This is a genomic window from Rhizobium sp. AN80A (assembly GCF_030053015.1).
GTDB lineage: Bacteria > Pseudomonadota > Alphaproteobacteria > Rhizobiales > Rhizobiaceae > Rhizobium > Rhizobium metallidurans.
On record NZ_JASJPX010000001.1, the window covers coordinates 334,257 to 357,477 of the forward strand.

The 23,221-nt window shown below is 60.6% G+C and carries 21 protein-coding genes and 1 pseudogene; 9 read left to right on the forward strand and 13 right to left on the reverse strand.

Annotation, left to right across the window (positions count from 1 at the left end; translation table 11 throughout):
- Positions 1-6: 6 nt before the first annotated feature.
- The 5 genes from P3R82_RS01585 to P3R82_RS01605 all read right to left on the reverse strand — a co-directional run bounded on the left by P3R82_RS01585 (position 7) and on the right by P3R82_RS01605 (position 7,625).
- Entirely contained in the window at positions 7-918 is a 912-nt protein-coding gene (locus P3R82_RS01585) for an ABC transporter permease (RefSeq protein WP_283192738.1), read from the reverse strand.
- The gene (locus P3R82_RS01590; RefSeq protein WP_283192739.1) at positions 915-1,922 is read right to left on the reverse strand and encodes an ABC transporter permease; all 1,008 of its coding nucleotides are present in this window, start codon (positions 1,920-1,922) and stop codon (positions 915-917) included. The genes P3R82_RS01585 and P3R82_RS01590 overlap by 4 nt, the downstream gene beginning before the upstream one ends.
- A gap of 219 nt (positions 1,923-2,141) precedes the next feature.
- Positions 2,142-3,698 (reverse strand): ABC transporter substrate-binding protein, encoded by a 1,557-nt coding sequence (locus tag P3R82_RS01595; RefSeq protein WP_283192740.1) that lies wholly within the window; start codon positions 3,696-3,698, stop codon positions 2,142-2,144.
- A 65-nt stretch (positions 3,699-3,763) separates the two neighbouring features.
- Complete coding sequence (locus tag P3R82_RS01600) at positions 3,764-5,434, reverse strand: hydantoinase B/oxoprolinase family protein (protein WP_349294039.1); 1,671 nt, start codon at positions 5,432-5,434, stop codon at positions 3,764-3,766.
- The gene (locus P3R82_RS01605) at positions 5,319-7,625 is read right to left on the reverse strand and encodes a hydantoinase/oxoprolinase family protein (protein WP_283192741.1); all 2,307 of its coding nucleotides are present in this window, start codon (positions 7,623-7,625) and stop codon (positions 5,319-5,321) included. The genes P3R82_RS01600 and P3R82_RS01605 overlap by 116 nt, the downstream gene beginning before the upstream one ends.
- Positions 7,626-7,861: 236 nt before the next feature.
- Between P3R82_RS01605 and P3R82_RS01610 the strand changes: the two genes are divergently transcribed.
- Both P3R82_RS01610 and P3R82_RS01615 read left to right on the forward strand, forming a co-directional pair.
- Positions 7,862-8,599, forward strand: a complete 738-nt coding sequence (locus P3R82_RS01610; protein ID WP_283192742.1) for an IclR family transcriptional regulator — start codon at positions 7,862-7,864, stop codon at positions 8,597-8,599.
- A 251-nt stretch (positions 8,600-8,850) separates the two neighbouring features.
- Positions 8,851-11,283 carry an autotransporter domain-containing protein gene (locus P3R82_RS01615; protein WP_283192743.1) on the forward strand — a complete coding sequence of 811 codons (2,433 nt, stop codon included), beginning with the start codon at positions 8,851-8,853 and terminating at the stop codon, positions 11,281-11,283.
- Positions 11,284-11,385: 102 nt separating this feature from the next.
- On the opposite strand, the gene P3R82_RS01620 is transcribed toward P3R82_RS01615, so the two are convergent.
- Positions 11,386-12,270: a metallophosphoesterase gene (locus P3R82_RS01620; protein ID WP_283192744.1), complete on the reverse strand. Its 885-nt coding sequence runs from the start codon at positions 12,268-12,270 to the stop codon at positions 11,386-11,388.
- 307 nt (positions 12,271-12,577) lie between these two features.
- Here P3R82_RS01620 and P3R82_RS01625 point away from each other — a divergent pair, with 307 nt between their 5' ends.
- The 4 genes from P3R82_RS01625 (at position 12,578) to P3R82_RS01640 (ending at position 15,467) form a co-directional block, all read left to right on the forward strand.
- Positions 12,578-13,459, forward strand: coding sequence for a MurR/RpiR family transcriptional regulator (locus P3R82_RS01625; protein ID WP_283192745.1), 882 nt, complete (start codon positions 12,578-12,580; stop codon positions 13,457-13,459).
- A 301-nt stretch (positions 13,460-13,760) separates the two neighbouring features.
- Positions 13,761-14,165 carry a hypothetical protein gene (locus P3R82_RS01630; protein WP_283192746.1) on the forward strand — a complete coding sequence of 135 codons (405 nt, stop codon included), beginning with the start codon at positions 13,761-13,763 and terminating at the stop codon, positions 14,163-14,165.
- 287 nt (positions 14,166-14,452) lie between these two features.
- Positions 14,453-14,971 (forward strand): DedA family protein, encoded by a 519-nt coding sequence (locus P3R82_RS01635; RefSeq protein WP_283192747.1) that lies wholly within the window; start codon positions 14,453-14,455, stop codon positions 14,969-14,971.
- Between the two features lie 148 nt (positions 14,972-15,119).
- Positions 15,120-15,467 carry a RidA family protein gene (locus P3R82_RS01640; protein ID WP_283193476.1) on the forward strand — a complete coding sequence of 116 codons (348 nt, stop codon included), beginning with the start codon at positions 15,120-15,122 and terminating at the stop codon, positions 15,465-15,467.
- A 14-nt stretch (positions 15,468-15,481) separates the two neighbouring features.
- On the opposite strand, the gene P3R82_RS01645 is transcribed toward P3R82_RS01640, so the two are convergent.
- The 6 genes and pseudogenes from P3R82_RS01645 to P3R82_RS01670 form a co-directional block, all read right to left on the reverse strand.
- Positions 15,482-16,288 (reverse strand): IclR family transcriptional regulator, encoded by an 807-nt coding sequence (locus P3R82_RS01645; protein ID WP_183900957.1) that lies wholly within the window; start codon positions 16,286-16,288, stop codon positions 15,482-15,484.
- A gap of 75 nt (positions 16,289-16,363) precedes the next feature.
- Entirely contained in the window at positions 16,364-16,753 is a 390-nt protein-coding gene (locus P3R82_RS01650; RefSeq protein ID WP_283192748.1) for a RidA family protein, read from the reverse strand.
- A gap of 27 nt (positions 16,754-16,780) precedes the next feature.
- A pseudogene (locus tag P3R82_RS01655) lies at positions 16,781-17,552 on the reverse strand (amino acid ABC transporter ATP-binding protein).
- 12 nt (positions 17,553-17,564) lie between these two features.
- Positions 17,565-18,224 carry an amino acid ABC transporter permease gene (locus P3R82_RS01660; protein WP_183900954.1) on the reverse strand — a complete coding sequence of 220 codons (660 nt, stop codon included), beginning with the start codon at positions 18,222-18,224 and terminating at the stop codon, positions 17,565-17,567.
- 5 nt (positions 18,225-18,229) lie between these two features.
- Positions 18,230-18,892 (reverse strand): amino acid ABC transporter permease, encoded by a 663-nt coding sequence (locus P3R82_RS01665; RefSeq protein WP_183900953.1) that lies wholly within the window; start codon positions 18,890-18,892, stop codon positions 18,230-18,232.
- Positions 18,893-18,990: 98 nt separating this feature from the next.
- Entirely contained in the window at positions 18,991-19,833 is an 843-nt protein-coding gene (locus P3R82_RS01670; RefSeq protein WP_183900952.1) for a transporter substrate-binding domain-containing protein, read from the reverse strand.
- Between the two features lie 206 nt (positions 19,834-20,039).
- Between P3R82_RS01670 and P3R82_RS01675 the strand changes: the two genes are divergently transcribed.
- Positions 20,040-21,101, forward strand: coding sequence for a D-TA family PLP-dependent enzyme (locus P3R82_RS01675; RefSeq protein WP_283193477.1), 1,062 nt, complete (start codon positions 20,040-20,042; stop codon positions 21,099-21,101).
- A 195-nt stretch (positions 21,102-21,296) separates the two neighbouring features.
- Here the strand turns inward: P3R82_RS01675 and P3R82_RS01680 are convergent, their stop codons facing one another.
- Complete coding sequence (locus P3R82_RS01680; RefSeq protein WP_283192749.1) at positions 21,297-21,800, reverse strand: sigma-70 family RNA polymerase sigma factor; 504 nt, start codon at positions 21,798-21,800, stop codon at positions 21,297-21,299.
- Positions 21,801-21,991: 191 nt separating this feature from the next.
- Here P3R82_RS01680 and P3R82_RS01685 point away from each other — a divergent pair, with 191 nt between their 5' ends.
- Positions 21,992-22,381 (forward strand): response regulator, encoded by a 390-nt coding sequence (locus P3R82_RS01685; protein ID WP_283192750.1) that lies wholly within the window; start codon positions 21,992-21,994, stop codon positions 22,379-22,381.
- A gap of 93 nt (positions 22,382-22,474) precedes the next feature.
- Entirely contained in the window at positions 22,475-23,206 is a 732-nt protein-coding gene (locus tag P3R82_RS01690; protein WP_283192751.1) for a Crp/Fnr family transcriptional regulator, read from the forward strand.
- Positions 23,207-23,221: the final 15 nt, after the last annotated feature.

The following is a 23,221-nucleotide window of genomic DNA, read 5'->3' on the forward strand; positions in this document are numbered from 1 at the left end:
TTCACCTCACCGCCGTGCCTTGGGGTCCATGACGTCGCGCAGACCGTCGCCAAGGAGGTTGAAGGCAAGAACCGCCAGGAAGATGGCGCAGCCCGGGAAGACCGCCGTCCACCAGTAATCCGGCATGTCGGCGCGAGCGACGGAAAGAAGCGTGCCCCATTCCGGCGTCGGCGCCTTCACGCCGATACCGACGAAACCGAGCGAGGCGACGGTCAGAACGGCAAAGCCCATGTCGAGCGATGCCTTGACGATGATCGGCGACATGATGTTGGGCAGGATGTGGCGGCCAAGGATGCGCGGCCAGCCAGCGCCGAGCGCGCGCGACGCGGTTATGAACTGCTCTTCCTTCTTGCCGATCACTTCACCGCGCACCAGCCGGGCATAGGCCGGCCACCAGGTTATGGCGATGGCGATGATCATGTTGTTGACGCCGGTGCCGAGCGCGGCGGCCACCGCCATGGCGAGGATCAGGCTCGGGATCGTCAGGAGAAGATCGGTGATGCGCATCAGGATTTCGTCGATCCAGCCGCCGAAATACCCGGCGATCGCCCCCACGATACCTCCGACGATGATGGCAATGACCACGACCGCCAAGCCGGAAAACAGCGACACTTGCGAGCCGACCAGAACCAGCGAAAACATGTCCTGTCCCAGCGCATTGGTGCCGAACCAGTATTCAGCGCCAGGCGGCAGGAAGCGTGCAGCGGTATTGGTGCCACCGGCAACATGCTCGGGATACGGCACGATGAGCGGCGCCAGAAATGCCAGCAGCACCAGCACCACGACGATGGCGAGGCCGATGACGGACAGCCAGCTCTGGCGAAAGCGGTAGAAAGCGCGGGCCCAGTTTTCCAGGCGTGCCGACTGGTCACGCTTCGGCGGGGAGGTTGGGGCGAGGGTGTTCTGAGTGTCGGTCATGTGTAACGAACCCTCGGATTAAAGACACCGTAGAGCAGATCGACGATCAGCATGGTGACGAGATAGATCATGGCAATGACCAAGGTAACGCCTATCACGGGCATGAAATCTTGCGAAAGGATCGCCTGCGTGGCGTAAAGACCGAGGCCCGGCCAGTCGAACACGGTTTCGACCAGAACCGTGCCGCCGAGCAACCATGAGACATAAAGACCAATGACGGTCAGCGTCGAGGTCATGGCGTTCTTCAGGACGTACTTGAACAGGATCTTGCGGCTGGAAATGCCAAGTGCCCTTTCGGTCATGACAAAATCCTGCTGCAGAACCTCGATCGTCGATGCACGCATCATGCGCATGATGGTGGCCAGAGGGGACAACGACATGGCGAAGGCGGGGAGCGCGAGGTGCTGCAGGGAGATCGACAGCGAGTACCAGTCACCGGCGAGTATGGAATCAATCGTATAGAAACCTGTCGGGCCTTCCGGAGGGATCTCGATCAGCGGGAAACGGCCTGACAACGGCAGCAGGTCAAGCCAGGACACGAACATCAGCTGCAATAGAAGGCCGAGAAAGAAGCGCGGCATGGCGATGCCGCCAAGCGCGACAGTCCGGGTGAGATAATCGACGATACCATTGCGGTAGACGGCGGCTGCAAGCCCAAGCGGAATGCCGAGCACGATGGCGATCAGCATGGCGGCTGCCACCAGTTCCAGCGTTGCCGGCAGGAATGTCATGATGTCTTCGAAGACTGGCCGCCGCGTGAAGATGGAAACGCCCCAGTCGCCTTGCACCAGCCCCGTCACATAGTCCCAGTATTGCAGGGGCAGCGACTTATCGAGCCCGAATTCCTGCCGAACGCTTTCGATCACGTCGGGCGTGGCGTTGGGGCCGGCGGCAAGCGCGACAGGGTCGCCGGGCAGAAGGCGGGCGATGGCGAAAACGATCATCGTCAGCCCGATCAGCATCGGGATCAACAGGACGAGGCGTCTCAGAGTATAAAAGATCATGGGCGCTTCCGGTGGTCACTAGTTTTGGCCGATCGCATGAGGATGAAAGACCCCTCCCAACCCTCCCCACAAGGGGGAGGGCTTAACCCAGCTGCACCTGCCGAGCCTCTCGTAGGGCGAAGTGAGTGCTGCAAGTCTTCTCCCCCCTTGTGGGGGAGATGGCCGGCAGGCCAGAGGAGGACTTTATGCCGAGGCTTTTCCTCTATGCGATCGTCCTTATCAGTCGAGCGACAGCGGCAGAAGCTCGATGGCGTTGGCCGCGACTGGGGTGAAGACAAAGTTCTTCACATTGGCCCCGAAGCCCAGCTTGCGTTTTTCGAGCACACCGAAAATATCGGGCGCATCATCGACGACCAGTTCCTGAAACGCCTTGTAAAGCTTCGCCCGCTTGGTCTCATCGGTTTCGACGCGAGCCGCCTCGATCAGCTTGTCGACCTCCGCATTCTTGTAGACCGGGTTCTGCCACTGGCCATTGCGCGAGGAATGATAGGCCGCGAAGGCGATATTGTCGGGGTCCGCATAGTTTGCTGTCTGGAACAGGCACATGAAGTTCGGCATGGTATCCGGCGACTGAGCCGCCGCTACCGTATCCGGCCAGGTCGCCGGGCGAATATCGAGGTCGATGTTGAGCGATTTCAGGGCCTCAAGCAAAAGCAGCGACCAGCGGCGCTGGTTTTCATAGCCGGTGGCGTGCATGACGGAGAGCTTGAAGCCCCCGTCCTTGTACTCCGACTTGGCGAGGTACTCCTTCGCCTTGGCCATGTCCTGGCGATACACGGTCAGGCTTGGATGCTGGCCGAAGATCCCGGTGGGCAGCGGTCCAACCATCAGTTCGGCGGGGCCTGCGGAATCCAGCATGCTCTGGTAGTTGAACGCATAGGAGATCGCCTTGCGCAAGTTCTTGTCGGCCAGCGGCCCCTTGGCGGTATTCATCTTGATCGAGAACGTGCGGTATTCCGGCTCGATGACACTGACAACCGCGGGATTGCCCTTGATCGCTTCCATATCCTCGGCGTTGAGCTCGAGGGCGATATGCGCTTCCTTGCGCACAAGCATCATGCGTTCGGTGGACGTCTCGCGAACGATCTTCCAGATCGCGCCTTCCAGGTTGCCGCCACCCTGGTGCCAATCGTCCTTGACGCGGACGAACTCGTAGAGATTGCCGGGTGCGACACGGCCCATCTTGAACGGACCGGAGCCCGCGGTGTTCTTCATCAGGTAGGTCTGGCCATCGTCGCTGCCGATATTTGCCTCGACCACGGCGTTATTGACGATGAACATCCAGGGGAGGACTTGCAGGAATGGCGCGAACGGTGCCTTGAGGTCGATGGCGACCGTCTGGGCGTCGATGGCCTTGACGCTGTCGGCGTCAACGACGCCCGATATCATCCACGAGGGGCCACGCTTCAGTCGGATGATGCGCTGGAAGGAATAAACCACCGCTTCAGCCGTGACCGGCGACCCGTCCTGGAACTTCGCGGCCGGATCAAGCTTGAATTCATAGCGCTTGCGATCGTCGGACACAGTCCAGCTGGCGGCGAGGCCGGGCTTGACCTCCGGCGGCGTGCCGACGACGCGCACCAGTGCGTCATAGGTGTTGCGCAAAAGCATCGCGGGACCGTAGCCGGTGGCGACATGCGGGTCGAAGTTCGGAATATCCACGCTGCTGGCCATGATCAGGATCTTGCGGCCGGCCGCAAAGCTCTCGAGCGGCATCGAAGCGAGCGCGGCGGCGGAGATCGCCGACCCCATGAACGTACGTCTGGTCATCTGCATGCGAATGGTCTCCTAGTTTTTAAGAACCGGCCATCTCCCCTAAGATGGCCGGGATTTTCGAAAGATCAGGCTGCGGTGTCGGACTTCTTTCGTTCCCCGCCGCGAGCGGCACGGCCATAGATCGTGTCGGCCGCCTCGGCACTGACATACCCCTGGCGGACGTCGTCATCGAGCTTGTCCAGGTCGCGCTTCTTTGGATCGCCGAAGCCGGAGCCGCCGGCGAGTGTCAGCTCGACCATCGCGTTCGTGTCGACGAGATCGACGATCGCGCCTGTTCCGCAGTCTTGCAGCATTTCGCCATTGGACTTCGACAGGATCTTGCCGGTTGCCGTCTTGCCCGGCCGGCCGCCGAACAGGCCCTCCACAGGCAAGTCGACGCCCTCGGGCGAAACGATCGCCTTGATCGGGTTGCCTTCGGCGTTGCGGCGCGAGATGCGGACGCGCACACCAAGGCCGCCGCGGTTTTCGCCGGCGCCGCCGCTGTCGGTCAACAGGCTCTTCTCCCAGATGACGATCGGCGAGCGGGTCTCGAACATTTCCAGCGATGAGGTTGCCGCCGAGGTCGGCCACAGCAGCGAGGATTTGCCGTCCTTGGTCTGCGATGCACCCTGACCGCCGCCCAGCAGCAGCAGCTCGTAGAAGAGCGCGCCGGTTTCCACCGACTTGCCGTAGAAGCTCATCAGGCTCGGCAAGCCGGAAAAGGATTGTGTCGTTTGCGGCGCCGCTTCCGACAGGGCGCGGAAGACGTTCGGTGCCAGATACCAGCCGGTGCGGGTTCTAAGTGAGACCGGCGCCGGCTTTTCGCAGTTGAGGATCGAGCCCTTCGGTGCCTTTACGGTGAATGGGCGGTAGCAACCCGCATTGCCGCGAATGCCTGGCGTCAGCATGCACTTGATCGGGTAGGTGGCATGCGCCGTCGTGTAGGAGAGCGTGCAGTTGATGCCGCCCTTGACCGTCTGCGGCGGTGCGCCTTCGAAATCGAGTTCGATCTCGTCGCCCTTGACCGTCACCGTCAGCGGGAAGGTCATGGTCGAGCCCATCGGATTGTTGGAAATTTCCGAATGGTAGATGCCGTCCGTGAGCTTGGTGACGGCATCGCGCATGGCCTTTTCGGACAGCGACTGCACGACATGCGACAACGCCTTCAGGTCGTGCATGCCATACTCTTCCATGAAGGAACGCATGCGGGCCGAGCCGGTCTCATTGGCCGAAATGAAGGAGCGGACGTCGCCGAGAACCTGATCGCTGTCGCGGATATTGTCCGCCATAAGACGGAACAGGTCTTCGTTTTCGACACCCTCGCGCACCAGCTTCATGGCCGGTATCTGGATGCCTTCTTCGTAAAGCTCGGTGACATTGAGGCCGTCACGACTGCCGCCGATATCGCCGACATGGCCGACCGTGCCCATCAGCGCCACGACGCGGTCGCGATGGAAGACCGGCGTGACGATTGCGAGGTCGAACAGGTGACCGGCGCAGAGCCACGGATCGTTGGTGATATAGACATCGCCCGGCTTCATCGAATCGACCGGATAGCGTTCGATAATGGCCTTCACCGCCATCGGCAGCGTAAGATTGAAGACCGGCATGACACGCGCCGAGTGGGCGAGCGTCTCGCCGTCAGGATCGAGAATGGCGCAGCCAAAATCCTGGCTTTCGGAGATGATCAGCGAAAACGCGGTGCGGCACACCGTCGACCACATCTCCTCCGCGACGTTGACGAGGCGGCTCCACATGACTTCCAGCGCGATCGGATCGGACTGGATGCGGCGGCCGGCCTCTTCCAGCGACATGCTTTCGTCGACAATGGTTGCGCCCTTGGCGGTCTCGGCGATCTGGATGCGCAGGTTGCCGGTCTCGTCGACCGTGACCTTGTCGCCCGGCGGGATGATGGTGGTGGATTCTGCGTTCCTCGATGATCGCAGGACCTTCGACCAGAATGCCCGGACGCATCGCGTAGCGATCGTAGATGCCGGCATCGACCCAGCCGTTTCCGAAATAGGTCTTGCGCGTGCTCTTCTTCGCCTCGGCCGCTCCGCCCTCGATCCCGGCCTGACGGACGGTCAATTGCGGTACAGCACCGCTGGCACGGATGCGGAAGGAGAGAATTTCTAGCCTCGCCTCGGACGGCACGCGCGTGTAACGCGCGCTGTAGACGGCTTCGAACGCCTTGCGGATGTCGGCATAGGCGCCGGCATCGAGCTTGCCCGCCGGCAGCGGCACGTTGATTTCATGCAACTGGCCGACGAGGCGCATGTCGGCGGAGCGCTCGACCAGAATGTCTGCATTGGCAACGCCGGCGCTGCGCAACTGCACGCGGCCGTCCTCGGAGATTTCATCGAGAATGGCGTTGAGCTTGTCCGCTTCGAGATTCTTCGACAGTGCGATCGGGTGCGAGCGGACGATGTCGAAGGAGAGCGGGGCAGTCAGGAAGCCGAACGCGGAGGCGGCACCGCTTGCCGGAGGAATGATGACTTCCGATACACCGAGAATGCGGGCCACCTTGGCGGCGAATGCCGGGCCGGCACCGCCGAAACCGATCATCGAGTAGCCGCGCGGGTCCTTGCCCTTTTCCACGAGGTGGATTCGGGCGGCACTCGCCATGCTTTCACTGACGACCTGATGGATGCCCCAGGCTGCTTCCACGGACGAAATGTTGAGCGGCTTGGCGATGGTTCCGAGCGCCTTTTCCGCGGCATCCAGATCCAGCGTCATACGTCCGCCGAGGAAGAAGGACGGGTCGTAATAACCGAGCGCGACCGAGGCGTCGGTAACGGTCGGCCTCAGGCCGCCGCGGCCGTAGCAGGCGGGGCCGGGCTCGGAGCCGGCCGAATGCGGGCCGACCTGCAGGAGGCCGACGCCGTCGATCGATGCGATCGAGCCACCACCGGCACCAATCTCGATCATGTCGACGACGGGCGACTTGATCGGCAGGCCGGAGCCGTTCTTAAAACGGTGTTCGCGGCCGGCTTCCAGATAGGAGGCGATGTCGATCTTGCCGTCCTCGATCAGGCAGGCTTTTGCCGTGGTCCCGCCCATGTCGAAGGCGATGACATTGTCATGACCGGCATTCTTGCCGAACCATGCGGTGGCAAGCGCGCCACCGGCCGGGCCGGATTCAAGAAGGCGGATCGGGAAGGCGCGGGCGGTTTCCAGCGAAACGAGGCCGCCTGCGGAATGCATCAGACGGAAATCGCCGGCAAAACCCATTTTCGCGAGTTCGCCTTCGAAACGGCGCAGGTAGCGGTCCATCAGCGGCTGCACATAGGCATTGGCGCAGGTGGTGACGAAGCGCTGGTATTCGGAGATTTCCGCAACCACTTCCGACGAAATGGAGATCGAAAGCTCGGGCATTGCCTTGGCGATGATATCGCGGGCGCGGCGCTCATGCGCCGGATTGCGGTAGGAATGCATGAAGCAGATGGCGATCGCCTCGACGCCATCCTTCTTCAAGGCTTCGGCGGCGCGCAGAACCGCGACTTCGTCGAGCTCGAGAATGACATTGCCATCGGCATCGATACGCTCGGACACTTCCATGCGGCGCGAGCGCTCGACCAGCGGCGCCGGGAATGCCAGCGTCAGGTCATAGATGTCGTAGCGTTGCTCGGTGCCGATTTCGAGAATGTCGCGAAAACCCTCGGTGGTGATCAGGCCGACGGAGGCACCCTTGCGCTCGATGACGGCATTGGTGACCAGCGTGGTGCCATGGACGATCTCGGAAAGATCGGAAATGCCGATGCCGGCAGCCGCGACCAGTTCTCCGAGACCGCCCAATGCGCCCTGGGAGGGATCCTTGGGAGTGGTCAGGCACTTGTGCAGACGGATCGCGGTCGCGCTCTCGTCGAAGAGGATGAAGTCGGTGAAGGTACCGCCGATATCCACGCCTGCACGCAGGCGCTTACCGGTCGTCTGGCCAGTAGCTTGCATATGTCAATCCTAGATCACGCGAGTTGAGCCGGCCGTTCTGGTCCGTACCCGATGTTCCCGAGCCGTGCTTTGAGCAAATATCGCCACGTCGGACGATTGCCTCAAAATTCAGCTTCTCTTGTCATTGGGCAAAGCGTAGGCGATCTCTATTAGCGAGTCCAGCATCAGTTTCAAAGTTGACACTGAATTTCAATAGTGGAACAAATAAGGGCAATACTGCTATTAGGAGTAGCTTAATGGGCGTTCTTGATGATGCTGTTGCAATTTTCGCGTGCTTCTCGCTCGGAGAGCCGGCGATCGGGCAGTCTGAGTTCGTGCGGAGACTTGGCCGCCCGAAGGCGACGGTGCATCGAGCTCTGAAGAGCCTCGTCGCTGCTGGTCTGCTCGAATATGATCACCCGACCCGGCTCTATGCGCCGGGAATGCGGCTCTTCGAACTCGGGCAGATCTTCCGCTCGCGCCATCATTTTCTCGACATGGTGTACCAGCGGGTGAAGCAGGTCTGCGATTTGGGCGGACATACCGGCTACATCACGGTTTTCGACGGTGCCGACCTGATGGTGCTGCGTGTCGTGCGCGGTTCCAGTCCCTTGGCGATCGCATCGACGCCGGGATACAAGTCGCCCGCCTACGCCACCTCGAACGGCCGTGCCATGCTGGCGATGCTGGAAGACCATGTCTGGAGACAGAGGGTTCCCGAGCCGCTTCCCTATGTCTCGCCGAATTCTCCTAGGAATCACGCCGAACTGCTGGAACGAATTGGCAAAATCCGCGCCACGGGCCGCTCCTATGCCTCGAACGAGATCGTCGAGGGCGTGTCATCTCAAGGCATTGCGATGCGCGACCCCGATACGTTCGAGATATTCGGTGTGGCGATCTCCTATCCGGCGAGCCTTGGTACCCCCGAACTGAGGGAGAAGATTGCCGTGCTGCTCGATCAGATGCGGACCGATCTCAGCATCAAGTCGGATTAACTTGGGAGCATCGCGGGGAGGGCTCGAACCGCATTGGGCTGGCACCCGCGCCGAGTTGCACGGACGCCGACAGCGATTTCAGTCCAAATTCATTAGACAATTCGCAAATACTTGCATACGCTGAGATTCTGGGCAGAGGGAACAAGTCCATTATCAGTCGTTGGCGCTTATTTCGTCATCGCAAGGCTGGCCACGGCGAGGATGTCGACGGGGCGCACCCGCGCCGTTGCCTCCACATACAGATAGCCCTCGTGCTTTGCACCACCTCATTTTTCGTGCCGGCCTATCCGCGAGCGCAGGAGCAGCGCATCCCTTACGACGTCGCACCTGGCACCACGCTCTCGGGCGGGGCAGGCGGCGTCGGTGGTGCGGCTGGCGGTGGTGTGGGGTCCGTGGGCGGCGCCGGTGGTGAGGGCGGCGCGGGGCTGATTGCGTCTGTTCCGACCGCGGTCACGATCGGCGCGGGGGCGACCGTGACCGGCGGTGCGGGCGGAGCCGGTGGATCGGGCGGCGCTCTTGGTACGCCTGGGCCAGCGGGCGCGGGTGGCGCCGGCATTATCGGCCGTGATCTGTCGATCGCGAACGGTGGTGCGATCATCGGCGGCTTGAGCGGCGATGGCGCCGTGCGCGCGGATGCTTTGCAGACCGGTGGCTCAACCTTTCTGGGATTTTCGACCGGCGCGACATTGCTCGGCGGCGTGCTGATTTCAGACGGTGAACTGGCAATCGCAGCGAGCAGCACGACCGTGTCAGGTGCGATCAGGGGGAGCGGCGCGCTGACGCTGCAAAGCGGCGTGCTCACCCTTGGCGGAATAAACACATATACCGGAGATACGACGATCAGGTCCGCCGCCACCTTGCAGGCCGGCGCAGATAACGTGCTGTCTCCAACGAGTGGCTTTACCGTTGACGGAAACCTCGACCTGCTGGGACATGTGGCGACGATCGGCTCGCTCGCGGGTGCCGGAAGCGTTGGCACGTCGGGCGGGGCGACGACACTGACCATCGATACGGCGGCGTGGCGGCAGGTCGCGTTTCTTGGCAGCTTCTCCGCCGGTCCGCTGGGCATCGTCAAGACCGGCGCCGGCACACAGATCTTTTCCGGAACGGCGGCCTACACCGGCGCGACAATCGTCAATGGTGGGGTTCTGGCGATCAACGGCATGGACCTGTCGAGCTCGAGTTCGCTTACGGTCAATTCGAGCGGCACGATCGCCGGCTTTGACAGCACGTTGCCGTCGACGACGGTGAACGCTGGCGGCTTCATCTCCCCCGGCAGTTCAGGCCACGATATCGGCGTGCTCGCCATCGCGGGCAATCTGCTGCTGGCGCCCGGCTCGACCTACCGCGCGGACATAGGCTATCTCGGCCTCACGGGCACAAGCGATCTTCTCGATGTCACCGGCGTGGCCACGATCAGCGGCTCGTCGCTCGATCTGGTCGGTTCCTTCTTTCGTCCGGCCCGCTATACGCTGATCACAGCCACCGGCGGTGTCGCCGGTCTCTTCGCCAATACGCCGCAACAGCTCCCGCTGGCCGACCTCGCCTTCGCCTACGATGCCGCCAGCGGCTATCTCGACGTGACCTATAACGGAGAGCCCATTGTGTCCGCCATCGCGGCGCAGACCTTTGCAAGGATCGGTACGGGAGCCGGCGTGCAGTCATTGGGCTCGGGCAATTCTGTTTTCGACGCCATCGTGGGGCAGGTCTCTCCGACGAATATCGACACGGCCCTCGATCAGCTCTCGGGCCAGAGCTACGCGTCGATCCGCTCCTCGATGATCGACGACAGCCGCTTCGTGCGTGATGCGATCAACGACCGGCTCTATGGGGCCGGCCAGACGGCGCGGAACGATGAGGTCGCAAACGGCTTCTGGCTTCAAGGCGTGGGCTCATGGGCCACCCGTGACGCAACTTCGGAGGCATCCGCGCTAGACCGTTCCATCGGCGGCTTCTTCCTCGGTGGCGATGGCGAAATGAGCGATACCGTCAGGATCGGCCTCGCCGGCGGCTATAGCAGATCGTCTTTCGACGATGATGGCCGTGGCGCCCGCGCAAGCAGTGACGACTGGTCCATTGCGGGCTATGCGGGGGTCGATCTTGGCAAGGTCACTATAAGAGGTGGCATCGCCTATGCCTGGCATAACGTCGACACGACACGCGATGTCGTGTTCGCAGGGTTCAGTGAGCGTCTCTCGGGCGGCTATTCGGCGGCGACGGCGCAGATATTCGGCGAAGCCGGGTACAAGATCGAGCTGCGCGAAGCAACGCTGGAACCATTCCTCGGCGCCGCATACGTCAATGTAAATTCTGATGGGTTCACCGAAACCGGAGGGAGCGCGGCACTCAAGGTGGACGATGGCAACGACAGCGTCGGGACCACCACCCTTGGATTGCGCGCCACGTCTGCCTTTTCCATCGACGACCTCGTGGTCGAAGCCAGAGGAATGATCGGTTGGCGGTATGCATTCGGTGATGTTTCGCCGGTCACCGACGTCGCCTTTTCCGGTGGTTCGCCCTTTGGCGTGACCGGGCTGGCTGCAACCAGAAATGCGGCGCTGATCGAACTGGGTTTCGACGCGCTTGTTTCCGACACCATGAAGGTGGGCCTGTCCTACAATGCGGCCTTGTCCGGGGATGCTGTCGATCAGGGTGTGAGTGGAAAGTTTATCGTGACGTTTTAAGACGCCGGTCTTGCGTTGATCGAGACCGGTCACGCCGGCCGCAAAACGGCCGCGACTGCGGCCATTTATGCATGCTCGACAGAGGTGCGCCGGCCGAGATAATCAAGCTAGGCTCAATTCCCATTCGCGCTGGCGTATCTCGCGCTGGCTGTCCGCTTCCGTGAACGGGCCACACGGCGCCATCCACGGACGATCGCCGGATTTGCGGAACGGCAGTCGAACATGGAAGGGATCGTTGCCGAAGACGTCGACCGTGAACTGGCCGCCCTTGATCTCGACGTCGGCATAGGCGGCAGCCGTGATTGGATGCGTGGTGAACCGCTCGCTGACCGACTGGATGGTGATGTGCTGGACGTTGCCGACATTGGTGACCGTGTTCCAGTGGACATGGCCGGACAGCCAGAGGGCGGCCTTGCCGGTCGCCTCGACAGCGCGGCGCACCACGGCATGGTCGGGATAGCTGGAGTAGTGGGGGTTGCGCTCGAAATAATAGTTGCCGGTCTGCGAATGTCCCGACAAGGGAACATGCGTCGCGATGATTGCCGGACGCTCGTCGGCATTCAGGGCTTCCACCAGCCACTCCAGTGCCGGCTCTGCCTTGGGCAGACCGATCCCCATCTCTATCTTGACACCTGGCTGCCAGGCGATCAGGCGGATGTCGCCGAGATCGTGCACGCTACTCGCCATCGACTGGCCGAAGATGTTCTCGTTTTCGGCGACGGTGAGGTTGTCGACGTCGTGATTGCCGAGGATGTGGATCCGCTTGCCTGGATAGGTCTTGAAGATATCGGCCAATTCCGATGCGACGCGGTGGTCGGTCTCATGGTTCGTATCGGAAATGCGGTCTCCGAGATCGAGCAGCAGATCCGCTTTCTCGGCCACAGCGCGAGCAACGAACGAGCGAACATGGGCAAGTCCATCCCAGCTCTCGTCCTTGGTATGGGAGAGGGGGCCGTGATGGATATCGGTGATGATGGCGATCTTCATAAAGAGGTCTCCTGATCGGGGCTGAAGATGAGCTCGGCCCGCCGCTGCCAGCACGATTAGACAGCCTGCATGACAGTTTGATGAATAACTCTCAATAGTTTTGTCGTTGACATTGAGGATTCCTCATCGGATGTTCAACCCATGAGACGAGAATTGAACGCGACTCATCTGGATTTGCATGCCAAAGCCTATCTCTTTGACATCGAAGTAATTCTGGTAAGCATCACGCGGTTTCCAAAGGTGCATGGCGGCCTCATCCGGCCGGCATGACGCTCGCAGCGGAACAACCTGAGAAGGGAAGAACCCGATGGCATTCGAGCGCGGAAGACCCGCCCAGGCTCAGGAACTTTCCGGCGTCGTCGACCGAATTCGCGCGATGCGGAAGGACCTCACGCCTGCGGCCGGTCGGATCGCCGACTTCATTGCGCTGAACGCCGCGGATGTCGTCAACATGTCGGTGACGGAAGTCGCCGAGCGTTCGGAGGCAAGCGAAGGCAGCGTCATCGGCTTTTGCCAGTCGCTTGGTGCCAAGGGTTTCCAGCAGGTGAAGCTGGCGCTCGCCCGCGATCTGGTTCAGCCCGTACAATTCATCCACGAAGATCTGACCCAAGCCGATGCCACCGGGACCGTGATCGAGAAGATCTTTCAATCGGGACTCCAGGCATTGCAGGATACGCAGAAGGCGCTGGACGTTTCGGCGATCGCCCAGGCGGTCGAGGCCATCCGCAAGGCGAGCCGGGTGGAGGTGTTCGGCATCGGCAGTGCTGCGCCGATCGCCGAGGATGCGAACTATCGGCTGCTGCGGATCGGCATCATGTCGCGCGCCAGCGTGGATAGTCATGTGCAAGCGATCACGGCATCGCTTGCCGATCCGTCGACGGTGGTCATCACGATTTCCCACTCCGGAAGCACGGTCGAAACACTGGCCGCGACACGGCTGGCCAAGGACGCGGGCGCCACGACCATTGCCATCACGAATTTCGGCAAGACGCCGCTACTGGCATATACCGACATCGTCTTGCACACGCTGGCCAGGGAGACTCAATTTCGAACGGAGGCGATGACCAGCCGCATCGCCCAGCTCGCTGTCGTGGACGCGCTGATTGCCTGCCTGGCATTGGCCGACTACGAACGATCCACCGCGACGATCGCAAAGACATTCGACGTGTTGTCGGCCAAGCGCGTTTGATGGGGCACGAAGGCGGCAATCGTCGCCGCTGGTCAAATTTGTCGCACTCCCTTGACCCTCTAGTTACATGAGAACCCACCTTGCAGCTCAGTGGCGTATCAGGGTGTCTTGAGCGAAAGGTTCAGCGATATGATCGAGAACGAAGCGTCTACCGCGAACGGTATCCGGGCAATGCAGTGCCCGGCATTTCGGCACGGGAACTTCGCACGGGCCCTTCTTGCGCCGTTTTTTTGATTGACGTGCCCGTGTCTGACCAACACGGGCCGCGCGCGGCCAAAGCCGCGCAAACCAGGAGTGCATCATGAACTACTACCAGAGCCCGAATTCCAGCCCGGCAAACGGGAACCGACGACCGACCCGGGTCAAGCCCTTTGTCTGGCTTTTGATCCTGGTCTTGATGGCGGGATGGTCCTCAGTCGCGTGGGTTGGCTATGTGATGGCTGACCCCATCCTTGCCTGGGCCGCGGGAGCGGCGACCACAGTCGTCGACGGCGGAGCCGGTGTCGCTGAAACATGGGGTGGCAAGCAAGCAGGCGAGACGGTGAAGCTCGTCGGTTCAAGCGGCTTTATCTCACAGGCATATGGCTTGGCTTCCATGATCGTGAAGCCGTTGATCGTCATCATCTGGGGATTGGGCATGGTCGCCCTCTTCATGCTGCCGATGCTGGCCATGATTCTTGGCCGTATCGTCGGGCGTTTGCGCTAGGGCGCACTCAGCTGGCCGGAGGCTAGCTCGCGACTGCCTTGTTTAGCAAGTCGCCGTGAAGCGTCCTGATGATGACCGTCGCGTGCACACCTTCGTGGTTTGTCCGCTGGTTGTGATTTAGGGCGCTGCACCAACCGTTCCCAACCCCGTCTGGCTCGCGTCACGTAAGGACCCGGCGCCAGGCAGACGGAAAACCAATAATCTCGTCGGCGCGGCCTCACCCTATCTGTGTCAGGCTTTCGTCAGTTCGGCACGACTAGTTTCGTGGCGCGAATCAGGATCGACACTTGGACACTCTAGTTTCAATTATCATAGACTTCATAAAGGCCAATCAGAGCTGGGCTCCGGTCATCATGGGACTGATTGCGTTCGCGGAGTCCGTCTTTGTCATCGGATTTTTCGTGCCGGCGACGCCTCTGTTCATCGTTGCCGGGGCGTTGGTCGCCTCCGGGGCGATCGACGCAATACCGATGGTGGCTGCCACGATCCTCGGCGCCGTCTTGGGAGATATCGTGTCATACCGGATCGGCAGCACGTCGGGGCGGCGGATCATCTATAGTCCATGGGGAAAGAAACACCGAGCGCGGGCCGCGAAGGCAAGAGCGTTTTTCCGTCGCTACGGTCCCCTGTCGGTATTCATGGGTCGCTTCCTGGGCCCCCTGCGTTGCACCGTTCCGTTCATGGCGGGGATGATGCGGATGGACATGTTTCGATTTCAGGTCGCAAATGTCGTCTCGGCGGTCGTTTGGGTTCCGGTCATGCTCCTTCCCAGCTGGTTGGCGATCAAGGGGATCAGCCTTATCTAGTTCTGGGCACCGCGCGTTCTTTGGACATGTTGTGACTATGACGGCTCTGCGGCAGCGCCAGGTTGGTGTTGTCACAAGTCGCAGAGGCCTGTAGATCGTCCGCGCAACCCGACTAACTCATACCGTCAACATCAGCGTGGAGTTCAAAATGATCGAGAGAATAGGATTGACCGATCGCTGGAGTGATGCGGTTGTCGTGGGGAACTTGATCTTTCTCTCGGGTCATGTCGCCGAGGCGACGCGCGGCAAGAGTGTGAGGCTCCAGACGGAGGAGGTGTTGTTGGATTTGGAGGACACGCTTCGCAACGCGGGCGTCACCAAGGACAATCTCGTCAGCGTCAATATTTATCTGGCCGACATGTCCGGCTTCGAAGAAATGAACGAAGCCTGGGATGCGTGGGTTTCGAAGGGCCACGCGCCGGCACGTGCAACCGTCGAAGCGCGTCTGGCCCGTCCTGAATTGCTCGTGGAAATGACGGCAATCGCCGCGAAGTAACGGCTGATCGGAGGCTAGGCCGTTGCTCCAAGCCTCGTTCGATCGATTTGGAAGCCGAGCTTTTCGGAAATTTCACCAGCGGCTCTGAGCAAGCTGTCGAGGTAGGCATCGCGGTTGCGCAGCCCGTCCTCTCGCGGAGCGACGAGGCACAAGGTCGCGATACAGGCGCCATCGGCTTGATGGATTGGCACAGCGAAGCAATGAGTGAAATTCTCCACCTCGCTGTTGAAAGTGAAGTAACCATCCTTCGCGGCGCTGCGAACTTGGCCGATGAAATCGGCCGGGTCGAGCCGGCGTCCGTTCGGAAGGACAAAATCTTCGGGCGGGATCAGGTCGAGGATTTGCTGATCGGAAAGATGCGACACCAAAAGACGGCCTGACGCCGTCCATGCGATCGACACAAGTTCACCGACGTTTGAGGAGATGCGGAACGGACGAATGCCCTCCCGCATCATGGCAACAGTATACTTTCGCCCTTCCAGCAGGCACATCTGCGCGGTCTCGCGCGTCTCTTCCGCCAGCCGGATCAACATGCGGTCGCATTCCCGCATCAGGTCGAACTGTTCGGCATAGGCCGTGCCAAGGAAATAAAGGCGGCGGCCGAGATACACGCGGCCATCGTCTTGGTAATAATCGAGCATGCCATGGCTGAGCAGCAGGTTGACGAGCTCGTAAATCGAGGAACGCGGTGCGCCGATCTCGGATGCGATCTCGTTGGGCCGCATGGGCTGTCGCTTCACGCGCAGGAATTCCAGGATCTCGAAAGCGCGATCCAGCCCCCGTGTGCGTCGCGTTGCCGTATCCGAGGCGGACTCAGCCATGCGTGTCTCCAATCTGACAATCAGGCCCCATCGCAACGCGCAGGGCGCTACGATGGGGCCGTCTCGAAATTAACGTTATGCGCGGTCCGCGCGGTAAGCCACGCAGTCGACTTCGACCTTGCAATCCACCATCATGTGAGACTGAACGCAAGCACGGGCCGGCGGGTTCTCGTTGAAGTATTCGGCGTAGACACCGTTGAAGCTCCAAAAGTCGCGCGGATCATCGAGCCATACACCGATGCGCACGATATCCTCAACCCCGTATCCTGCTTCGTTGAGGATGGCGATCATGTTCTGGATGGCCTTGTGGCTCTGCGCCACGATACCGCCGGGGACGATTTCGCCCTTCTCCATCGGCACCTGGCCGGAGACATAGAGCCAGCCGCCGGCTTCGGCGGCGCGCGCGAAGGGCAACGGCTGGCCGCCGGCGCCTTTTTCTCCGGTGCCGTAACGCTTGATCGTCATTGTGTTTTCTCTTTCTGCTTGTTTCTTCTAGTTGAAGCTCGAGGTTTTCAGGAACTCGGCTAGCCGCTCGGTTTTCGGTTTGATGAACATCTCCTTCGGATCACCTTCTTCGCAGATGACGCCCTGGTTCATGAAAATGACCCTTGATGAAACCTCGTAGGCGAAGCGCATCTCGTGGGTGACGAGCAGCATGGTCATGCCGTCGGCGGCCAGACCCTTGATGACCTGCAGCACTTCGCCCACGAGTTCCGGGTCGAGCGCCGAGGTCACTTCGTCGAACAGCATCAGGCGCGGCGACATGGCGATTGCGCGAGCGATCGCCACACGCTGCTGCTGTCCGCCCGAAAGCTGGCCTGGAAAATGGTTCGTGCGAGCGCCAAGACCGACGCGATCGAGCCATTTCTCGGCGATGGCGCGCGCTTCGGGCTTCTTCATCTTCTTGACCTTGATCAGGCCGAGCATGACGTTTTCGGCGGCCGTCATATGGGGAAAGAGATTGAACTGCTGAAAGGCCATGCCGGTCAGCGCGCGCTGGCGGGCGATCTCCTTTTCCGATTTGCGACGCCGGGTCGAGCCTTCGACGTGATAGCCGATCTCCTCCCCCGTCGAGGCGGATGGTTCCGCCCTGGAATTCCTCCAGCATGTTGACGCAGCGCAGCATCGTCGTCTTGCCCGAGCCGGAGGAACCGATGATCGAAATCACTTCGCCTTCTTCGACCGAGCAGTCGACACTTTTGAGAACCTCATTCTGGCCGTAGGTCTTCCGCAGGCCGTTGATTTCCAGAATTGTCTTGGCCATGGCTCGGCCTCCTCAGGATGGCAGGGCAGTCTTGCGCTCGACATACTTGCCGAAGCGCTCGATCGCGAAGTTGACAACGAAGTAGAGCGCTCCGGCCAGGAAGTAGAACTGGAGGCTCATGAAATTGCGCGAGATGATCTCCTGCGTTCGCAGCAGCAATTCCGCGACGCCGATCACCGAAAGCAGGGTGGAGGCTTTGACCATTTCCGCGGCGGTGTTGACCCAGGCGGGTAGGCATTGGCGCATTGCCTGCGGCCACAGCACGGAAGTGAACGTCTGTCCGAAGGTGAGGCCGATCGCTTTGGCGGCCTCGGTCTGGCCCTTTGAAATGGCCTGAAGCGCGCCTCGGACGATTTCACCCACATGCGACGAGCAGAAGATTGCCAGCGCCAGTACGCCGGCCGAGAAGGGCTTCAAGTCAAGTCCCGCCGCAGCCGAGATGTAATAGCTCGCGAGAACCAGAACTAGGACCGGCGTCCCTCGGATGATGTCGGTATAGGCGCGCACGACAAGGCGCAGCGGCCACTTGCCATAGGCGAGCGCAAGGCCCACGAAAATTCCGAGAACCGAACCCGCGATGATGGAGAGGATCGAAATGGAGACCGTCATGCCAAGCCCGTTCAAAATGACGAAGCGAGCTATCCAGAGCTGGTCGAGGAAGGACTGGGACATCGGGATTACCTCGGCAGGGCCAGGCGACGCTCGATGAAGCGCATGCCGAAGGCGATGAGGAAACAGGTTGCGATATAGATCGCCGACGTGACCATCCAGGTCTCGATGACGCGGAAGCTTTCGACGTTGATCTTTCGTGCGGCGAAGGTCAGTTCCGGCACCGCGATGGCGGCGGCCAGCGACGTATCCTTGAAGAGGGAGATAACCGTGGATGACAGGGAGGGCAGTACGTTGCGGAACATCAGCGGCGCAATGATCGACTTGCGGATCTGCGTGGATGTCAGCCCGATCGCAAGGCCCGCCTCGGTCAGTCCGCGTGGGATCGACAGGAGACCGGCGCGGAAAACTTCGGCAAGATAGGCACCGGAGTAGATCGAAAGGACGAGTACGAAACTCTTTATCTTGTCGAGCCTGACGCCCATCTGCGGCAAGGCGAAATAGGCGAAGAGGACCAGGACGAGGATCGGCAGATTGCGGATGATCGTTACGTAAAGACGCGCGGGCATCGCCGCCACAGGGTTTTTCGACATCAATGCGAAGGCCACGACGAGGCCAATCACTGCGCCGATCAGGATGGAGACGACGGCCAGACCGAGGCTCAGCACCAGGCCGTTTATCAGTCCGTCAAAGTTGCGCCATACGGCGGCGAAATTCAGCGTGTAATTCATCGGATCGGCCTTCCGGCAGGCGAAACGGATGGCTAGCGGAGCAGGATGAGATCCCGCTCCGCATCGTCATCGGACGTGCATGAATAAGTGTATTCGACTTACTTGAACTCGACCGGGAAGCCGATCTGCGGCGGGGTCAGGTCCTTGCCGAACCAGGTCTTGTAGGACTTGGCATAGGTGTCGAATTCGACGCCGGTCATGGCTTCATGCAGGGCTGTATTGACAAAGTTCAGCCAATCCTGATCTCCACGCTTTACCGCGCAGGCATAGCTCTGGGGGTTCCAGCCATAGCCGCCGTCCTTGTAGCGGCCTGGGTTCTGCGTCATGTACCATGCAAGCGAGGACTGGTCGGTGGCGACCGCATCGGCGCGTCCGGATTCGAGCGCCTGGTAGATCAGGTCGACGGAATCATACTGATCGACGGTCGCCTCGGGAAGGGCCGCACGGACCATGGCTTCCGCGTAGACGTTCTGGAGGACCGAGATCGTGACGGACGATCCTGCGGCCTTGAGCGCGGCATAGTCGGCATACTTGCCGTCAGCCTTCAACATAAGGCCCACGCCTTCGCGATAGTAGGGAATGGTGAAGTTGACCTGCTGGGCGCGTTCGCCGGTGACGGTCATGAACTGGCAGGTGATGTCAACCTTGTCGGTCGTGATGTTCGGGATGCGGGCATCGGACGACTGATTGACGTATTCGATCTTTTCCGCATCGCCGAACAGGGCCTTGGCGATGATGCGACCCATGTCGACATCGAAGCCCTGAAGCTTGTCGTCGGCGCTCTTGAAGTGCCACGGGGCGTTGGTGCTGCCCGTGCCAACGATGAGCTTGCCGCGAGCCAGCACCTCATCGAGTTTGCTGCCGTCGGCGGCGAGCACCGGCGTGGAAAGAAGCGTGGCTGCAGCCAGTGCAACAAGGCTGGCGCGGAAAGAAACTGTCATGACATTCCCCTTTTTTGACAAGTACGGTGACCTGATGTCCAATATACCGGACATGTGTCTGCTTTATTGGATTGACATAGAAAGCTCGATCGGCAATGAATTGTCAATAGAGGCAGCTAAAAAATACGCAGTTCACGCCGCTGACTGTTTTTTCGGCAGTGCAGCATTTTTTCATCGAGGGTAATCCGGTGCCAATTGAAGCCGCCATTCTGACTGAAATCGATACGCCGGCAGTGCTGGTCGATTTGGTCGTGGCAAGAAAGAATATTGAACGTTTTCAGCAGTATGCGGATTCCCACAAGCTGCGGGTGCGCCCTCATATCAAGACACACAAGATACCCGCGATCGCGGAGATGCAGCTGCAGGCAGGGGCGTGCGGGATCACCTGCCAGAAGGTATCCGAGGCCGAGGCCATGGTGCAGGGCAGCAAAGCCATAACCGACGTCCTCATCACCTATAATATTGTCGGGAAAGCCAAGCTGCAGCGCCTGCGGGCGCTGTCGGAGAGGGTGAATTTGTCGGTCGTCGCGGACAGCCGCACGGTCGTCGAGGGGCTCTCCGCCGCCTTCAAGGATTCGCGCGCGCCGCTTGCGGTTCTCGTCGAGTGCAATACCGGGGCAAACCGCTGCGGCGTGGCTTCACCCCATGAAGCCGTTTCGCTGGCGAAGCTCATAGCCGGAATGCCGGGCCTCGTGTTTGGCGGCCTCATGACCTATCCGCCGATCGGCGCCGAAGCGGCAGTGGAGGCGTTCATGAGGGAAGCCAAGGCGGGCATCGAGGAAAATGGAATCTCCGTGCCGGTCGTCACCTCGGGTGGAACACCGTCGATGATGCATGCGGCCGATGCGCCCGTCACGACCGAATACAGGCCAGGTACTTATGTCTATAATGACCGCTCGCTCGTCTCACGCGGCGCCTGCGGTTGGGAAGATTGCGCGCTGACGGTGGTCGCGACCGTCATCTCCGTTCCGGCGGTGGATCGTGCGGTGATCGACGCGGGTTCCAAAACACTGACCTCCGATCTTCTCGGCCTTGCCGGTTATGGCCACGTGCTCGGTCGTGACGACATCGCTATCGATCAGCTTTCGGAAGAGCATGGAAGGCTTGTCAGCACCGGCCCAATCGGCCTTTCGGTCGGTGACAAGGTCAGGATCGTGCCCAATCATGCTTGCGTGGTCACCAACATGGTCGACGAAATTCTTGTAGTCGACGAAGGCAGTGTGGCGCCGGAACGCTGGACTGTTGCAGCGCGCGGCCGCTTGGTTTGATGTGGAAAGGCAAGCAGATCGATGCCTTGCAGACACGGGAAGGACAACGGTCCGGGTTGAGAACGTCCAGCGTATAGCGTGCAGGGTGACGGAAGCCAGGATGAGAGGGTTAGAAGCGACAAGAGTGCTCGTCGCCATCTTTGATATCCGATCCGCCGATCTCTGGAACTGCAGCCGCTGTAGTGTCGCTGGTGCCTAAGCTACTGCCTCTCCGCACTCCGCGGCGATGCGCTGGCGGGCGCGGTTGACGCGGCTTTTGACGGTACCGGTAGCGCAGTGAAAGTGCTCGGCGGCCTCTTCATAGGTACGGCCGTCGATGAAGACGAATTCGAAAGCGGATTTGAAGGGCTCTTTGAGCCCGCCGCAGGCGCGCTCCAGTTCGTGGCCCCGTATCCGCCATTCCTGATCGGCGGCCACGCTGCCGGCGTCCGAAACGCACTCCTCCAATCCGACCATCTCGCGCTTGCCGATCCGGAAGCGCGAGCAGAACAGGTTGCGCATGATCGTGAAAAGCCACGACTTGAGATTGGAGCCGGGGCGAAATTTGTCGATGTTGCCAAGGGCCCTCGTCAATGTTTCCTGAACGAGATCATCGACATCGGTCTGGCTGCGGTGGAATGTCCTGGCGAAGGAATTCAATGCGGGGATGAGGTCGACGACATCCTCCTCGAAGGAATTCGTCATCTGCTGATAGATCATGTCGCGTCCTCCAATGGGAAAGGAAGCGCGCCGGCACGGCTTTGTTCCGTTTTGCCGCTTCTCCGTACGGTTTCGACAATGGTGCGCAGCGTTTCGGACGGCGCTGCCTTTCTACAACCGATCACTGTGCGGAACCGTACCTTGAAGCCTGCTGCGATTGTAACTCATGCCAGGCGCTACAGTTCATCCCGATGAACGCGCAAGACAAGAAGACCGCGTTGATCGTCGAGGACGACCTGTTTATCGTGCTTGAACTTGAGGAGACGCTGCAAGAACTTGGATATGACGAGGTCGTGACCTTTTCCAAGATCGATGCGGCTATGTCCTGGCTAAAGTCCGTGGCACCCGCTATCGCCATCGTCGACTATCACTTGAAAGGTGAGGTCGCCGACGAGCTCATCCGCACTCTCGCCGACCTAACTGTCCCCACAGTGGTCTATTCTGGTCGTTCGCCGGATCCCGACGCAGACAACGACATGCTCAAGGCCTGCGAGTGGCTTACAAAGCCGGCGGATCAAAGAATGCTTGCGATGGCGATCACGCGTGCCTGCGGCCTCGCCGAGCCGGCGATCATCCGCTAGCTCGTATCCACCTCATGGTGTCACGGTGCTTTCCGGGAACTTTGGCTGTTGTCGTGGGTTGAGTTCAGTCGAAAAGTTCGCGGAGGAGCCGGCATGTCATTCATGACGATCGACCGCTTGAAGGTGACGAACCACCTTCTCAAGCGACTTCCCGAGGCGGCCTATCGGACGCTGCAACCGCATATGGAGCGCATGGATTTGCCTTTGCGCCACTCCCTGATCACACCCAATCGCCGCACCGAGTTCGTGTATTTCGTTGAGTCCGGCATCGCATCGGTCGTGGCCAAAAGCGAAAGCGGGCAGAGCGTCGAGGTTGGACATCTTGGCAGGGAGGCGATGGCCGGCGGGCACGTCATCCTCAAGGCCGATCGCACACCGACCAGCACCTACATGCAGGTGGCGGGAGAGGGGATCAGAATTCCCGTCGTGGTGTTCAACAAGGCTCTCGCTACGAACGAGGATGCACTCGATCTTTTCCTGCGCTTCATGCAGTACCTGTCGATCCAGGTCGCCCAATCGGCACTGGCAAATGCCCGCTATGACGTACCGGCGCGGCTGGCGCGCTGGCTGCTGATGTCGCACGACCGGGTCGATTCCGACGATCTCCCGCTGACGCACGAATTCCTGGCGCTGATGCTTGGCGTCCGGCGCTCCGGCGTGACCGACCAGTTGCATATCGCCGAAGGCCTTCACGCGATCAAGGCCACGCGCGGCAACATCCGGATCCTCGACCGAGGCAAGTTGATGCAAATCGCCGGCGATAGCTATGGATTGTCGGAACGCGAGTATGCGCGTCTCGTCGCGGTCGACGAGCCCGTCATGTAGCCTCCCGATCGGATC